This window comes from Winogradskyella alexanderae (assembly GCF_020166335.1).
Lineage (GTDB): Bacteria > Bacteroidota > Bacteroidia > Flavobacteriales > Flavobacteriaceae > Winogradskyella > Winogradskyella alexanderae.
The window spans coordinates 209,506-226,524 of the sequence record NZ_JAIUJR010000001.1 but is presented as its reverse complement, the minus strand read 5'-3'; the positions used below and the strand labels follow the sequence as shown (position 1 = coordinate 226,524).

13 protein-coding genes are annotated in these 17,019 nt (G+C 35.2%); 6 read left to right on the top strand and 7 right to left on the bottom strand.

All coding sequences use genetic code 11. The features are described 5' to 3' along the window. Positions 1-37: 37 nt before the first annotated feature. The gene (locus LBU54_RS00965) at positions 38-1,831 is read left to right on the top strand and encodes a MutS-related protein (protein WP_317196315.1); all 1,794 of its coding nucleotides are present in this window, start codon (positions 38-40) and stop codon (positions 1,829-1,831) included. A 57-nt stretch (positions 1,832-1,888) separates the two neighbouring features. Here LBU54_RS00965 and rpmA read toward each other — a convergent pair whose 3' ends face one another. After that, the gene (rpmA, locus tag LBU54_RS00960; RefSeq protein WP_224524233.1) at positions 1,889-2,149 is read right to left on the bottom strand and encodes a 50S ribosomal protein L27; all 261 of its coding nucleotides are present in this window, start codon (positions 2,147-2,149) and stop codon (positions 1,889-1,891) included. Between the two features lie 38 nt (positions 2,150-2,187). After that, positions 2,188-2,859, bottom strand: a complete 672-nt coding sequence (gene rplU / locus LBU54_RS00955; protein WP_224524231.1) for a 50S ribosomal protein L21 — start codon at positions 2,857-2,859, stop codon at positions 2,188-2,190. A 286-nt stretch (positions 2,860-3,145) separates the two neighbouring features. Here rplU and LBU54_RS00950 point away from each other — a divergent pair, with 286 nt between their 5' ends. Both LBU54_RS00950 and LBU54_RS00945 read left to right on the top strand, forming a co-directional pair. Continuing rightward, the gene (locus tag LBU54_RS00950; RefSeq protein WP_224524228.1) at positions 3,146-4,489 is read left to right on the top strand and encodes a M16 family metallopeptidase; all 1,344 of its coding nucleotides are present in this window, start codon (positions 3,146-3,148) and stop codon (positions 4,487-4,489) included. Between the two features lie 15 nt (positions 4,490-4,504). Continuing rightward, positions 4,505-6,571 carry a M16 family metallopeptidase gene (locus LBU54_RS00945; RefSeq protein WP_224524225.1) on the top strand — a complete coding sequence of 689 codons (2,067 nt, stop codon included), beginning with the start codon at positions 4,505-4,507 and terminating at the stop codon, positions 6,569-6,571. Between the two features lie 34 nt (positions 6,572-6,605). Here the strand turns inward: LBU54_RS00945 and LBU54_RS00940 are convergent, their stop codons facing one another. Next, positions 6,606-7,502, bottom strand: coding sequence for a DMT family transporter (locus tag LBU54_RS00940; protein WP_224524222.1), 897 nt, complete (start codon positions 7,500-7,502; stop codon positions 6,606-6,608). A gap of 96 nt (positions 7,503-7,598) precedes the next feature. Here LBU54_RS00940 and LBU54_RS00935 point away from each other — a divergent pair, with 96 nt between their 5' ends. Further along, on the top strand, positions 7,599-8,105 hold the full coding sequence (locus LBU54_RS00935; RefSeq protein WP_224524219.1) for a cation transporter: 507 nt from the start codon (positions 7,599-7,601) through the stop codon (positions 8,103-8,105). A gap of 60 nt (positions 8,106-8,165) precedes the next feature. Here the strand turns inward: LBU54_RS00935 and LBU54_RS00930 are convergent, their stop codons facing one another. The 3 genes from LBU54_RS00930 to LBU54_RS00920 form a co-directional block, all read right to left on the bottom strand. Next, positions 8,166-8,528, bottom strand: a complete 363-nt coding sequence (locus LBU54_RS00930) for a hypothetical protein (protein ID WP_224524207.1) — start codon at positions 8,526-8,528, stop codon at positions 8,166-8,168. Between the two features lie 65 nt (positions 8,529-8,593). Beyond that, complete coding sequence (locus tag LBU54_RS00925) at positions 8,594-9,988, bottom strand: DUF5689 domain-containing protein (protein ID WP_224524204.1); 1,395 nt, start codon at positions 9,986-9,988, stop codon at positions 8,594-8,596. A gap of 44 nt (positions 9,989-10,032) precedes the next feature. Further along, the gene (locus LBU54_RS00920) at positions 10,033-12,900 is read right to left on the bottom strand and encodes a TonB-dependent receptor (protein WP_224524202.1); all 2,868 of its coding nucleotides are present in this window, start codon (positions 12,898-12,900) and stop codon (positions 10,033-10,035) included. A gap of 136 nt (positions 12,901-13,036) precedes the next feature. On the opposite strand from LBU54_RS00920, the gene LBU54_RS00915 reads away from it, so the two are divergent. Beyond that, entirely contained in the window at positions 13,037-14,092 is a 1,056-nt protein-coding gene (locus LBU54_RS00915; RefSeq protein WP_224524193.1) for an endonuclease/exonuclease/phosphatase family protein, read from the top strand. 48 nt (positions 14,093-14,140) lie between these two features. On the opposite strand, the gene LBU54_RS00910 is transcribed toward LBU54_RS00915, so the two are convergent. Continuing rightward, positions 14,141-14,569, bottom strand: a complete 429-nt coding sequence (locus tag LBU54_RS00910; protein ID WP_224524191.1) for a hypothetical protein — start codon at positions 14,567-14,569, stop codon at positions 14,141-14,143. Between the two features lie 194 nt (positions 14,570-14,763). Here LBU54_RS00910 and LBU54_RS00905 point away from each other — a divergent pair, with 194 nt between their 5' ends. Continuing rightward, positions 14,764-17,016, top strand: coding sequence for a T9SS type B sorting domain-containing protein (locus LBU54_RS00905; protein WP_224524189.1), 2,253 nt, complete (start codon positions 14,764-14,766; stop codon positions 17,014-17,016). Positions 17,017-17,019: the final 3 nt, after the last annotated feature.

Below are 17,019 nucleotides of genomic sequence, written 5' to 3'. Positions count from 1 at the left end.
CAGGATACAAGATATAATCCCAAGGTAAAATATTATCTTGGGATTTTTATTTCATGGATATATGGAAAACACTGAATTCTACAATCTACAGATTGCTAAATTTACACAAGAGTCAAAGCAAATCTTTAAACAACTAAGCGTTTTAAGCGTGCTTAGACTTACGGTATTTCTTTCCACTGTAGGCATAGTTTATTTATTGAGACAACAATGGCAATGGGCATTTTTATCTGGGCTTATTGGAACCGTTATTTTTCTCGCTTTGCTGTCTCGATATACTGATTTAAAGGCAAAAAGAGCACTTTGTAAACGCCTAATAAAACTTAATGAAGAAGAAATAAGCATAAATAATGGCCAGTACTATCATAGAGAAGATGGTATTCAATTTCAAAATTCTAATCATTATTATAGCTTAGATATTGACCTATTTGGTAAGGGGTCATTTTTTCAATACATGAATAGGACTAATATTAATGAAGGCATGGAAAAGCTATCCAATATCCTTTTAGCCAACAATATTAATGGTATCGAAAATCGTCAACAGGCCATAAAGGAATTAGCTGAAATTCCTAATTGGACACAACTATATGCAGGTTTAGCACAAGGAATTAAAACAGAGTATAAGGCGAGTAAAATAATTACTTGGCTAAAGGAGTATAAACCATTTCTTAGACCATTTCATTATTGGTTGTCCATTAGCTTTAGCGCATTATCCACAGGAATATTAGCAATGGTTATTTTACAATATATGCCAATAAAAGTTGCTGGATATTGGCTTTTAATTGGCCTTGGAATAACTGGGATTTATGTAAAACGAATTAATATACTTTCACAAAATACGGAAAGAACTAAAAATACCTTCAGGCAATATGCCCTGCTTTTAGATCAAATAGAAAATCAAAGTTTTACTTCAGAACTTTTGAAGACACAACAGCAAAAACTAAAGCTTGGGGATGTAAAAGCGTCAAAGATTTTCTCGGAATTTACTAAGGCATTAGATGCTTTAGATAATAGAAACAACTTTATCTCTGCCATATTTGGCAATGGCTATTTCCTCTGGGATATTCTTCAAAGTTACAGAGTAGAACGTTGGATAATTAAATATGCGGATAAGGTTGAAGACTGGTTTAGTGTAGTAGTCTTTTTCGATGCATTTAATAGCTTAGGGACATATGCCTATAATCACAAAGATTATGTGTTCCCAAAAATTATAAATGATAATACAAGTATTAAAGCTAATGAGCTTGGTCATCCCCTATTACAAGTTGACAAAAGAATAGCTAGTAATTTAGAGCTCAATAAGAATGAATTTTTTATTGTCACCGGAGCTAATATGGCAGGCAAAAGTACGTTCTTAAGAACGGTTGGGCTTCATATTGTAATGGCTAATATAGGATTACCAGTATGCGCAAAATCGTCTCATTATACCCCTATTAAATTGATAACAAGCATGCGCACTACAGATTCATTAAAAGACGATAGCTCTTATTTCTTCAGTGAATTGACACGACTCAAGTTTATTGTAGATACCATTACAACTGAAGATAATTATTTTGTCATTCTGGATGAAATCTTAAAAGGCACAAATAGTACAGATAAAGCTATTGGATCAAAGAAGTTTGTTGAACGTCTTGTAAATATCAAGGCAACAGGAATCATTGCTACTCATGATTTAAGTTTAACAAAAATTGAAGATGAGCTAGAGCCGGTTAAAAATTATTTCTTTGATGCACAAATCATTAATGAAGAGCTCTATTTTGATTACAAACTTAAAAAAGGTGTATGCTCTAACATGAATGCAAGTTTTCTCCTCAAGAAAATGGAGATCGTGTAAATAAAAAAACCCTTACTATGAAAGTAAGGGCTGTATGATATTTTTGAGTTTTTTGTCTTAAGCTTCAAATGGTTGAACCGATACATAAGACTTATTGTCTTTTTTCTTTGAAAACTGAACAACACCGTCAACCTTTGCATGTAACGTATGATCTTTACCTTGGTAAACGTTTTCACCTGGGTGGTGTGTATTACCTCTTTGTCTAACGATGATGTTACCTGCGACGGCAGCTTGCCCACCAAAAATCTTAACACCTAGACGTTTCGATTCTGATTCTCTACCGTTTTTCGAACTTCCGACTCCTTTTTTATGTGCCATTTTATTTCGATTTAATTGTTAACAATATAGATAAGCGGTTATGCTTTACCACCATCTAATTTATCTTGTAATGCTTTTAATTCATCCCACTTACCATCTGCGGCCAATTTAGCTTGTTGAGGCCAAGTATCAGTAACATGGTTTCCGCGCACACCAGCGATAATTTCTGATATGTCTTCTGGTTTTGCTTTTGCTAAATCTACAAAAGTAGCAATACCACCTTCAACTAAAGTCGAAGCAATCTTAGGCCCTATACCTTCGATTTTCTTTAAATCATCAGCTTTAGCTGTAGTCTTTTTAGCAACTGGTTTTGCTTTTGCGGTTGTTTCTACCTTGTTAGTTGCAACTTTAGGTTCAGCTTTCTTTTCCTCTTTCTTAGGTGTTGCTTTTTTAGCACCTGAAGCAGTAATACCTTCAACAATAATTTCGGTCAATGATTGTCTATGACCATTTTTAACTCGATAACCTTTACGTCTTTTCTTTTTGAAAACGATTACCTTATCACCTTTTAGGTGCTTTAAAACTTTCGCACTTACTTGTGCTCCGTCTATAGCCGGGGCGCCTAAAGTTACATCGTTACCGTTACCAATTAGGAGGACATTATCGAAAGCTACTTTCTTACCTTCTTCTACTGATAAACGATTAACAAAAACTTTTTGGTCTTTCTCAACTTTAAATTGATGCCCTGCTATCTCTACAATTGCGTACATAGCGTAACGTTTTTATTTTTTGTTTAAACTTGAAAGCTCTCTTTTCAGAAAGCGGATGCAAATATACTCCTAAATTCTTAATCTACAAACGTTTTAATGGTTTTAAGGTGCATTTGGTAAAATGGTAATGTATTGCCATAACGAATATCAAACAATTCCTACTTTTTTCACATTTTTTTTGGTGTATTGAGACCAATGATTCATTATTTTTGTTGGGCTTTGTGTAACAAAGCTTTACGGTTAGAGACAAACACTAAAAACAAATTAAATTTTAAACACACTAATAATGAGAAAAAGCTTTTTTGCTCTAGTACTTTTTTTGTTTGTAGGCTTCGGTGCCTCAGCACAAAAAGTAGAATTTGAGGAGTACAAATTAGATAATGGTTTGCACGTTATCTTACATCAAGAAAATGCCGCTCCAGTGGTTACGGTTGGAGTAATGTACCAAATTGGTGCTAAGGACGAGGTAGAAGGAAGAACAGGTTTTGCTCACTTCTTTGAACACTTATTGTTTGAGGGAACAGAAAATATCGAAAGAGGAAAATGGTTCGATATTGTTTCCGCCAATGGTGGTAGCAATAATGCAAACACCACGCAAGATAGAACCTATTATTACGAAACGTTTCCGTCTAACAAACTAGAAATAGGACTTTGGATGGAAAGTGAGCGCATGTTGCACCCTATAATTGAGCAAGTTGGTGTAGATACTCAAAACGAAGTAGTAAAAGAGGAAAAACGTCAACGTATAGACAACGCTCCTTACGGTAAAATAATATACAGAACAGGGGTGGACAACCATCTATTTAAGAAGCATCCGTATGGAAGATCTGTAATTGGATCAATGGATGACCTTAACGCTGCTCAATTAGAAGAGTTTATAGACTTTAACCAACAATACTACAATCCTAATAATGCAGTTTTAGTTGTTGCAGGTGATATTGATGTTGAACAAACCAAATCATTAATTAATGACTATTTCGGACCCATTCCAAATAATGCCGAGCCAAACATTAGAGAAGACATCGTTGAGCCAGCAATCACTGAAACAAGATATGCTACGGAGTACGATGCTAATATTCAAATTCCAGCATACATTTTCTCATACATCACTCCAAAATCAGTAGACAGAGATGCTTATGTGTTAGATTATATTTCATCTATTTTAACTGGAGGGAATAGTTCTAGAATGTACAAAAGAATGGTAGATCAGGACAAAGTAGCTTTACAAGTGTTGGCATTCAACCAGGCCAATCAAGATTATGGCACTTATACAATGGGTGCGCTTATTAAGGGTGAACCAGACTGGGATGCATTAAAGGCAACAATGGATGATGAGATTAAAAAACTACAAACAGAGTTGATTTCAGACAAAGAATATCAGAAGCTACAAAACCAATTTGAAACAAATTATGTAGAAGCAAATTCAAGTGTTCAAGGAATCGCTTCATCCCTGGCAACATATTATATGTTACAAGGTGATGCAAACAGAATTAACAAGCAATTAGATATTTACAGAACAATCACGAAGGAGGATATTAAGCGCGTTGCGAATGAATATTTAAAACCGAATCAGCGTGTTGAAATTAAATATTTAGCAGGTTCTGGACCAGAAGAAGACTCAAAACAATAAGCATTAATACTAGTTATGAAAAAACATTTTATATACACATTCGTTGCGTTGTTCATGGGGCTTAGCGCAACAGCTCAAATTGATAGAACTAAAATTCCAGAATCTGGTCCTACGCCAGAGGTAAACTTGCGTGAAGCAAAGGAATTTACATTAAAAAATGGATTAACTGTTTTAGTAGCGACAGACACAAAATTTCCTGTGGTTAACTGGAGCCTAAATTTAAATAACCCTCCAGTCTATGAAGGAGAAAAAGCTGGTGTACAATCCTTAACAGGTGCATTACTTGGTAAGGAGACTCAAAAAAGTACAAAGGATGAGTTTGCTGAAAAAGTAGATTTTCTTGGTGCATCAGTAAATATAAATCCTAACGGCGGATTTGGATACTGCTTAGCAAAATACAAAGACCAAGTTTTTGAATTATTTGCTGAGGCAGCTTTACAACCAAAATTTACCCAAGAGGAGTTAGATTTTGAAAAAGAGCAATTAATAGAAGGTATCAAATCTGGAGAAAATAGCGCAGCAGCTATTGCAAGTAATGTAAGAAGTGCTTTAATGTATGGAAAGAATCACGCCGCTGGAGAAATTGTAACTGAAGAAACTGTAAATAATGTTACTCTAGAAGATGTTAAGCAGTTTTATAACCAGCGCTTTAAACCTTCTAATGGTTATATGCTTTTCTCAGGAGATATTACAGTTAAGGACGCTAAAAAGTTGTTAAAGACCTATATGAAAGATTGGTCTGAAGGTTCAGTTGAAACGCCTGAATACCCTTCTTTTGAAGACGTTCCTACTACAGAGATCAACTTTGTAGATGTCCCTAATGCGGTCCAAACAGAACTAGCCGTTATGAGTGTATCACCTTTAAAAATGACAGACGAGGATTATTATGCAGCTTTGGTTGCTAATTATATTTTAGGTGGTGCTTTTGGCTCTTACTTAAATATGAATTTAAGAGAACAAAACGGTTATACGTATGGAGCGAGATCTAGCTTAGGAACTGGCCGTTGGTATAATTCTTCATTTAGAGCAACGACAAAAGTACGTAATGAGGTTACAGATAGTGCTGTTGTGGAAACTTTAAAAGAAATCAAGCGCATTAAAACCGAACCAGTTGATCCGGAGATGCTTGCAAATGCCAAGGCAAAGTTCTTAGGGAACTTTATCCTTCAGTCTGAAGATAAAACAGTTGCCGCCAGACGTGCTTTAACGATTAAAACGAATAAACTACCTGAAGATTTTTATAAAAACTACATCGCCAATATTGATGCAGTAACTGTTGAGGATGTTCAGCGTGTAGCGAATAAATATTTTACTGATGAAAATGCTAGGATTGTCTTAGTTGGTAAAGCTGCGGATGTGTTAGAGAATGTTGAAAAGATTGAATGGAATGGCAAGAAACTACCAATTAAGTTTTTTGACAAAGAAGCAAACCCGGCTGAAAGACCAGAGACAGCTGTGTTACCAGAAGGGTTAACTGCAGAAATGGTTTTGAATAATTATTTCAAAGCTATTGGGGGCAAGGAAGCTATTGACAATACAACTTCTTTAATTCTTAAATATGAAGCCTCAGCAATGGGAAATACTATTATAAGTGAGGAGAAAAAAATAGACGGCAAAGCATCTCAGGTATTATCAATGGGTGGTAACCCAATGATGACGGTCATTATGACTAAGGATCAGGTTACAATGAACAAAAATCCTTTACCAGAAAATATGGCTTCAGATATGCAGATGTTAGCAGGTTTATTACCAGAACTAAATATGTTAGAATCTGATAAAGTTAAGCTTTCAGGAATCGAAGCGATAGACGGAAAAGATGCCTATAAGATAGATGTTGCTGGAGATGTCATTTCCCTTTCATATTATTATGATGTAGAAACAGGACTTAAGGTCAAAGAAGTGCAAAACACTAATATGCAGGGCCGATCTCAAAGTCAAGAAACATTTTTGAAAGATTATCAAGCTTATGAAGGTTTAAAGTTTCCTAACATCAGATCTGGTAGTCAGATGGGACAGGTTATCGAATTTAAACTTATTGAAGTAAAAATAAACGAAGGCGTCTCAGAGGCTGATTTCGATTAATTTATTAACTATTTAAATAGAAAAAGCCAGAGCGTTACTCTGGCTTTTTTGTTTTTTTAACTCGATTATTGGCCAAATAAACACCTACCAAAATTAAACATGCCGCCAATCCTTGTACAAAACTAAATTTTTCACCATCCAAGATGCCCCAGGATAAGGCTACAATTGGCATAATATAGGTAACAGAAGATGCAAATACTGGTGTAGAAATCTGTACCAGTTTATTGTAGAAAACTTTGGCTATTGCTGTGCCAAAAAGAGCCAGTATTGCAACATATATTAAGGATGGCAAAAACTCTGGATGACCAAAGGTCTCTTCAGTAAAAAAATCAGTGTAGAATAATATGATTATCGCAGGAATTATTATAACGACATAATTGCCAACCGCGATTGCTAAAGGTTTTACGTCTTGTAAATGGCGTTTAATAATATTTGTATTAGTTGCATACATAAGAGTAGATGCAATGACAAAAACGGAATATAAATAATTTTGATTTGGATTTAGTTCCGATCCCTTAAGGATTAATATTGCAGTACCAATAAAGCCAATAATAACTCCTAGAATTTGTTTTTTTGTCGATGTAATTTTAAAAATGGCAAATCCCAAGAGAATTGTATTTAAGGGTACTAGCGAATTTAAAATAGAAGTTACTGCACTGTCAATCTCAGTTTCGGCAATGGCAAAAAGAAAAGCAGGAAAAAATGAACCCAACAGGCCAGATAACAATAACCACTTCCATTTGATTTTAGGAATGCTTTTCAGAGTATAAAAGCCCGCAGATAGAAGAATTAATCCTGTAAGGATAGTTCTCAGTGCACCAAGTTGGTATGGTGTTAAACCTAAGAGTGCTTTTTTTATTAAAATAAATGAACTTCCCCAGATTATGGATAGTATAATGAGGTAAATCCATTTTAAATTTAGGTTTTTCATACAATGTCTTGAACTAAGAATCACAAAAATCGTTAATTCTTATCCAAGAAACACCAATATTTAGTAGATTTAGCGCAAAATTAAGAGTATAATCCTATGAATACGTTTAAGAATCTATTTATCGTTGTAATTGTGGCCTTAGTTATCGTTGCATGTAAAAACGAAACGCAGCCTGAGGTAAAAACTGTTGATGTTGAAGTAACTAAAAAAGGGGTTTCCGAAACATTGGATCCAAATGCGACCTATGCAAAAGTAGAGTTTGGCATTGAGGGTATGACATGTGAAATGGGTTGCGCAAAGACTATTGAAAAGAAAATGGCTAAAATGGAAGGCGTTAAATCTGCCAAAGTAGATTTTGGCAAACGTCTGGCAATGGTAGAGTACGATGAAGCTAAAGTATCACCAAAAACATTGGAAGATGCAGTAACAAGTGTTGCCGACATTTATAAAGTTAAAGACATGAAAATAGTTGAAAACTTTGATGGTGAAAAGAAAGCTTGTAAAGCAGATTGCGACAAAGCTTGTTGTGCAAATAAAACGGAAGCTGAGAAGAAGGCGTGTAAGGAAGACTGCAAAAAAGCTTGTTGCTCAAAAGAAAAGTAAGAAAAATAATATTGGAACTGCTAATATAAAATGATGCCAACCTCTTGAGGTTGGCTTTTTTTATTGAACTTGGTAAAGAATAAAAGCCAAAATTAAACTGGCAAAGGGCAATATCCATAGCAAGTAAATAGACATTAATTTACCCTTGGTTTTTACACCAAGTACATTCCTTTTTTTGCCGTTATATCGCATCCAGTTTTTAAATACCACGAAAACACTTACTAGAATAAATAACCACCAAAATTTAGTTGAGGACATTGTTGCTAGCTTCATTTGTTTTGCGAAAGCCAAGAAGAATGTTCCCAATAAAAGTAGTATTGCCAATTCTAAAAAATTGATGTAGAATAAGGCAATAGTAAGGCTTTTTCTTCTAAATCCAGTCTTATAGTATTTAAGAATAGCTATGTAAAAATTGTCTAGCATAATTGCTAAAATAAAAAAACCACATCCATTGTTAAGATGTGGTTTTTAATAATTTATGATATTAATTAATTACCAGTTACAACAACATTGTCTAAATGGTATCTCGTAGTGGCACTTGGATCTGACCCTTCATAGTAGAATCCAAAGACCGCATTCCCATCAACACAAGAAATATTCACAGGCCCTACGGTTTCAAAATTGCCGAAAGTACTTGCAGGGCCAACAGGAATAGTTGCATCTAGTAAGGACCATGTTGCTGTAGTTGGATCACCAGCATAGTCCGTAGATACCCAAACAGATAAATTTGTACCAGTATCAAAGTTGGCTTGGATATCAAATGTTAACTCTTCACCTGTTGTGCTATCCATATCTATAGGAGGCGTTACTAACCAAACATTTGCCTCAGCGTTACCAGAACTAAAGGCAGAAATACGAGAGTAGAAGTTACCGCTGAAACTGCTGATAAACCAGTCTGTACTTGTGCCACTAATGTTTATGTTATCCCAGCCCTCAGAATCATATGTTCCAAAACCTTCGAAGTCTTCTTCAAAAATTACTGAACCACCACCAGATGGACCTGTGCATTCTAAGAAATCTGGATCACAACGGTTTTCATTATCAAAATTTATATCCTCAGGAGAATTAACAACAATCGTGTAAAAATCATCAAAGAAATCCCTAGTCAAAACAGCAGAAATTGAACCTCTGTTTGCTGGTAAGGTTAACCCTTTAAAATCTGAAAATGTACTTGTGCTCATAATAACAGTAGTTCCATTTGCACAATTTTCAACTGTACGTTCTCCATCAAATTCGTCTGTATCTTCAGCTGCGAAAGTTAATGGGTTATCGCCTAATACATCGTTACGATTAAACTGCATATCATTTAGTCTAATGAATAAGTTTTCCAAATCATTTGAAAAATCACTTATTTCAACATCCAAAGGCACTATGGTCGCAACTTCAGGATCTAAAATGATGTGTTCTGTTCTTTGAGAATTTGCAATTTTTTCAATACTATTTCCAGCTGCTTTGCCAAGTTGTAATACACCATTGTCTTCTGCAATAGTTAAACCATCAAGCTTAATAAATACTTTTCTACCAAACTCATATAATGTAAATAATGGATTTGTATCTATTTGAACTACAATACCGGCTGTAGGATTTTCAGCTTTATCTTGGATTACTAATTCTTCGAAGAAGTTACCACCTTCATCACTAGAAATCACATATCCAGAAGTATATATATCAAAGTTTGGATTGTCCTCGAAGGTATATGCTTCACCTTCTTGGTTGAAGAAACCTAATACAGCGTCAATATCTATGACCTGGTCGTTTGGATCTAGCTCAACTTCACCAACTGAAATATTTGGTAAATCGTATTCATCATCTTCTACGCATGCTGTAAATACCAACAAACCAATTAGTAAAAGTGCTAGTTTATTTAATTTTAATGTTTTCATTTTTAATTGTCTTTATAAAGTTAAAGATTATGTTTTAATATTTTTTAGAATCTTACGTAAAGGTTTAAATAATAGGTTGTTCCATTTCCATAGAAATAGCGATTACCAAAAACAGGTCCGTTTTCATTGGTCTGTTCTTGTATCTGGCTTCTATAATCAACTCGTCTGGCTTGTTCAAATCCACCAGTTCTGTATTCTTGATTGAACACATTATTTATGGTCGCAAAGAAACCTAGGAAGTAGTCACCTACCTTCCATGATTTACCACCAATTATATTTACAAGCATATAATCTTCAAACTGTTCTTGCTTTAATAATTCACGTGCAACAATTGGATCGTAATCATTGAAACTATAGCCTGAGATATTGCCACCTTCTCTATAGGTGTCTTCAGGTATCAGATCTAAATTAGTATTAAATCGACCCGATCTTTTCAGATTATTAACATCTACATATGCATTTGAGAAATGGTTTGCAGTAACACCAATATTCCAGAAGTCAGGGTCTCTATATTCAAAACCAATCTGAAAAGCTCTTTCGGGACCTCCTGCAATATGATAGTTTTCCAATGCCACTGTTCCGTCACCATACGTGAGGTCATTTTCAAAATCGTCACCAGACAAATACAAATTAGGATTGTTGGTAAAGATATATTGACCAACCGATGCAGCTCCTTTTAACTTAATTGTTGGGGTAACCTGTGCTTCAATACCCAGTTCACCACCGACATGTCTGCGGTCTATATTGGTAAGGACTTCTTGTACAAATGCCCCTGAACTACCTTCCGTAAAATAAAACCCTATATCGGTTCCATCTTCAAAAGTTGTATAAAAACCAGTAATACGGGCTTTTATTATTGGAGATCTGTAAATGTAGCTAGCATCTATTGTTGTAATTACCTCGCTGTTTAGTTCGTTAATGAGTTCATTGTTTTGCCTAGCGTTTTCGAACGTATTTCTTATACTTGGTGCTTTGGTCAGATAAGCGGCATTAAAATCAAATAAATGTTTACCACTAAACTTATATGTTCCTCCTACTTTTACACCAAAATTGGTAAACTCTGCTTTTTCACTTTTTCCAAATGAATTATCAGCAAAATAGCCATTTTGAAAAAGACCGTTTCTTTGATAGTCCGTACTGGAAACATTACCTGCCAAATAGAAATCTATTTTGTTATATTTAAATTGAGCCTGAGCAAATGCACTTATTATATTGGCATCTATCTCATAATTATATTTGTAACGATCGCCTTCACCAGCTAATCGATTAGGGTTTCTTACATCTGACTGAGCAAGATTACTTAGGTTTTGACTTGGGTCTGTTTCCTCTGCAAAAAAGTCAACATCCAAATAGCCATTTGCACCGAATAAATCTTTAACCTCAGCGAAATTTTCACTTTTGAGGTTTCTGTAATTTATTGCACCATTTAGTTTAATGTTTTCGGCTAATTCCGCATCGAGTAAAATATTAGCACTAAGTTGTTGATCGTCTATTCTATCTTCCTGTAATGCGTAGATTGCATTATGTCCTCTTGCTGTTGAGTTGATATTGGCCCTGTAAATATCATTCCAATTAAATTGGCCATCATTGATAAAAGCTTGCTGTGCCAAATACGCCAATTCAAAATCATTGGCTGTTGGAGCGTCATCGGTATTTAAAAAATAACTTGGTAAATTTTGATAATAAGTTGGGTCTGTATTACGAGCACCACCTATGTAGGTGTCTTCGCCATTAAAAGTCACTCTTCTTGTACCACCATTATCTATTCTTGTATTACCAATTTTACCAAATTGATAAGCAATGTTAGTATTTAACTTCACTTTAGAAGTTACGTCCCAATAATGGTTTAGCATCAATATTGGTTCGTTTATTTCGCGCATTCTAGAATTGCGTTGTTCGCCATTTAAATCTCCCCAAAACGGGTTGTATTGTCTCCCTTTAAGGCGGAACACTTCTTCGGTGATAGCCGTAGAACGACCACGACGGTTCTGAGCATATATTCCAGTAAAATTCAAACTGTGTTTATCGTTGATTTGTTTTTCAACGGCAACGAAGAACGAATTGGCATCATAGAGAGTACCGTCAACATAACCGTTTTCACCAAAACGTCTAGAACCAAGTACAGAGTAAGACCAACCACCTTCTAGTAGTCCAGAACTATAACTTGCCATGACTCTACCTTGATAACTTCTATTTGCAGAGGCATAAGAGATGCGCCCACCCCTTCTGTATTTAGAGGCTCTCATAATAATGTTGTTTGTGCCTGCTAAATCACCAAAAGTGTAATCGTTAGCAGAGATACCCATGGAGAATTCTTGGTTACGTTGCACATCGTTTAAACCTCCCCAATTGCCCCATTGTGGTCTGCCGTTAAATTGTTTATTCATCTCAATGCCATTTATAAGTACTTTACCATTGGCATTGTCTAACCCTCGAGGCCTAAAAAATGTTGCGCTAAAATCAAATGCAGCAGCGTTTAAGAACACATCCCTTGAGGCCTGTAAAAGACCGGAAATGTTATCTGTTAGACCATCGTCTTCACTATTCAAATTGTCGTCAGAAATTGAAATAATGAATAAATCTTTTTTGTCACTCGAATCAAAGTCTAATGTCATTCCGCTTATATCAACGGTCTGGCCTTCGTTTACAATGATTGGGTAACGTTTTGTAACGTATCCTACTTTTTCAACTTTTAAAACCTGTTCACCAAGAGGAACATTTTCAGTAAAACTGAATTCTCCCCTAGAGTTTGTTTTTGTGTTTTGTTCGGTTTCTTCAATAGTAATCGTTACATCAGGAATAGGTTCTCCTGTAGTTCCATCCAAAACGCTTCCTTTAACAATAGTTTGTTGTGCAAAACTTGAAAAAGAAAAAGCTATTCCGAATAGAAATAGTAAAAAACTTTTTTTCATACCTAATTTTAAATTGATTGTTATAGTAGTTTTAAATAATGATTATTTAAAGCACCCAAATGTAAGTTTTTTATAATAATTATATACTTTTGGCAAGCAATTTGTAATGGATCTAACAATAAGATAATACTACCTAATGAAATTTCTAAAATCGCTTCTACTACTTGCTGCATTTCTTTGTTTCTTTGATCTAAACGCACAGTCTGAAAAACAGTTTAAAATCCATACCGTTGCTTTTTACAATCTTGAGAATTTATTTGATACCATAAATGATCCTTTAAAGTATGATGAAGCGAGCCCAATGATGGAGCTAAAAGCCAATCGTTCTGAAGTTTACCATAAAAAGATTAAAAATATGGCACGGGTTATTGCTAATTTAGGTAGTGATATGGCCAATAATTCACCCGCTGTGATTGGTGTTTGTGAAATTGAGAATAGAAAAGTCTTGGAAGACTTAGTAAATGACCCATTGCTTTTGGGAAAAGATTATGGTATTATTCATTATGATGGGCCAGATAGAAGAAGTATTGACGTGGCTCTATTATATCAAAAATCACTTTTTAAGCCAATAGAGTCAAGTTCACATGAATTAAAAATCTATGACGATCTTACTCGAAAACGGGTTTACACTCGAGACCAATTATTAGTAAGTGGCAAATTAGATGGCGACTTAATACACCTTATCGTTAATCATTGGCCATCTCGTAGCGGAGGTGAAGCAAGGAGCAGATCGAAACGCGTTGGCGCGGCCAAGTTGAATAAAAGAATAATTGATTCCTTGCAATCAATAGATCCTTATGCCAAGATATTAACGATGGGCGACTTGAATGATGATCCTACCAACGACAGCGTAAAAAAAGTACTTAAGGCAAAAAAAGACAGAAAAAAGGTTCCGTTAAAAGGAATTTACAATCCCTTTGAAAAAATGTTTACAGAAAAAGGATACGGTACAACAGCTTACAGAGATGCATGGAGTTTATTTGACCAAATTATGGTAACAAAACCACTTATAGAAGACGATTACTCTTCGTACCGCTTCTGGAAGGCTGGTATATACAATAAGGCGTTCTTATCAAATAAACGTGGTCGTTGGGAGGGCTATCCGTTCAGGAGTTTTGCTGATGGCGGTTTCACAGACGGATTCAGTGATCACTTTCCAGTCTATGTATATTTAATAAAAGAAGTAGAGTAAACCACACCTCATAAACAAATAAGCATCTCAAACAGAGATGCTTTTTTGTTAACTGAACCAAAGATTCCAGGGAATTTTTGCCAAAACCAAAACTAGTGCTAGAGTATAGAAGATGGCCAGCATTTTAAACTTTGGTTTAGAAACTAACTTCTTTTTATGTTTAGAGTATCCAATAGTAACTAGTATTACAGCAATTATCATTGTTGTTGGGTGTTCAACAGCTAAATTTCTAATTGTACTGTTTTTCATAACTTCACCAACTGTCATCTCGTCAAAGTATCCCTTGGTGAACCAAAGAATTAGACCTAAAAGTAATTGAATGTGCATAGTTATTAATGCAAACAACGAAATTCTAAAGTCCTTAGCATCAAATTCTTTATTCCCAAAAAATTTAAAAAGTGCATTTAGTGTCGCAACAACTAGAACAAATAAGACTAAATATGCCCAATACGAATGTATAAACTGTAAAACTTCCATAAAATCAGTAGTAATTATTTACATGCAAAAATAACAATTTAAGAAGCAATAAAACTAGCCTCAATTACAATAAGACAACGTTAATCTAATAATTTCACAACTTAAAGAAAGGTATTCTACAAAACACCATTTTATCTTTATCTTTAAGCGTGCTTAACTTACGTTTTAAAATCAAATTAATTTTGATGCTGTGTATGGTGTTGACACTTCAAAAAACCCATGCACAGTTAGGTTTTTGTCAGGGTAATTCAGGGGATCCAATTTTTGTAGAAACATTTGGTTCAGGACTTACAGACACGGCTTTACCAGCAGGCACAACAACCTATACTTATGCCAATGGTAATTCGCCAGATGACGGGCTTTATACAGTAACTAGTAATACAAACTATTTCGATTGGTTTGATGTTGATGATGTTACGCCAAATGACACTAATGGTAGGATGTTATTAGTAAATTCAAGCTTTACACCAGGTGAATTTTACAGAACTGACATTTCTGGATTATGTGAAAATACTACATATGAATTCTCTTCCTGGTTAATAAATCTTACACCTTTAGATGGCTTTTGTGGTGCTACAGCCATTCCTATTAATGTAAGATTTGAAATTTGGGATAATACAGACACAAACTTACTTGCTTCTGGAGCAACAGGAGATATTAGCGGGACAATTACTCCGAATTGGGAACAATATGCCTTGGTGTTTCAAACCTTGCCAGGTCAGACCTCTGTAATTTTAAAGATGATTAATAACAGTTCAGGAGGCTGCGGTAATGATTTAGCTATAGATGATATTGTATTTAAAAGCTGTGGTGATTTAATTATTGTAGAAGATGCTACAGGGAATAATTCTGAATCGCTATGCAGTTCCTTTACGCCATATTCCCAAACCATTAATGCCATACCAGACAATGCGGTATTTAGTTCGCATTTTTATCAATGGCAATCAAGTACAGATGGTGTCAATTGGGTGGACATTATAGGCGAAACTAATAATGTACTAAATATTGTTGGATTAACTACAACTACATTTTACAGGGCAAAAGTTGCAGAGTTTGCGGCTAATCTAACAAATGCAGATTGTATTACGTTTTCCGATGTTTATGAAGTCAACATAACCCAGGCACCTCCTCAGCCAGTTATAGAATGCTGGGAGACCGCTACATTTGACGACAATTTGTGCGATTGGGTTGTTTCAGGTTCACAACCAATAGAACCAACTACCGAATGCTGGGAGACCGCTACTTTTAATACCACAACTTGTTCGTGGGAGATAACTGGCATACAGCCACCGGAACCACTCAATTTAGAGTGTTGGGAGACTGCTAATTTTGACGATAATTTATGTGACTGGGTTGTTACAGGTTCGCAACCGGTTGAACCTACAACTCAATGCTGGGAAACTGCCACATTCAATAACATAACCTGTTCATGGGAGGTAACAGGAACACAACCACCAGAGCCGGTTGGTTTAGAATGTTGGGAAACCGCTACATTCAATACAATAGTGTGTGCTTGGGAAGTTACTGGAACAGAACCACAGCAACCAATTTTAGAGTGTTGGGAGACTGCAACCTTTGATTTAGCAAGTTGTTCTTGGATTGTTTCTGGTGTTCAACCACCTGAACCATCTGGTCTTGAATGTTGGGAGACTGCAGTTTTTAATGATGCTATTTGCCAATGGGAAGTATTTGGTAGCGAACCAGAAGAACCCACAGATTTGTTATGCTGGCAAAGCACTGTATTTGATGATGAACTATGCGAATGGCAAATTATTGGTGACCAACCATTGGAATTTAGAGATGAGTTTTTGTTTCTATGTGAAGGAGAAACCATTGATCTAGAAGCCATATCTGTAATTGAGAACCCATCATATCAATGGGAAACTGGCGAGGATTCTTTTTCAATTACTATTGATAGTGGTGGGACCTACATGGTTGAGGTAACAGATAATTGTTTTACTGAAATAATTACTTTTAACGTCACCGAAATTGAATTACCAGTTATTGAAAGTGTTAGTTCAAACGGTAACTCAATTGTTGTTAATCTCGAAAATCCTGATGAATATGTATATTCTCTTGATGGTGTGAATTTTCAGATTAGTAATGTTTTTAGCGATGTTGAAAGTGGATTATATACAGTGTATGTAAAATCAAATGTATGTGAAGTTGTGGTAACTGCAGATCATATTCACTTCTATATTCAAAAGTTCATTACACCAAATGGAGATGGTAACAATGACACATTCAATTTTAATCTAGCACCTTATTACAGCTCTACTGAAGTATACATATTCAACAGGTTTGGGAAGTTATTGTACTCAGCTAACAACAGTAATGTTAACTGGGATGGAACATTTATAGGCAATAAATTACCAAGTGCAGATTATTGGTATAAGATTGTGATTGACGGTCAGGAATTCTATGGCCACTTTACATTGAAGCGATAAATT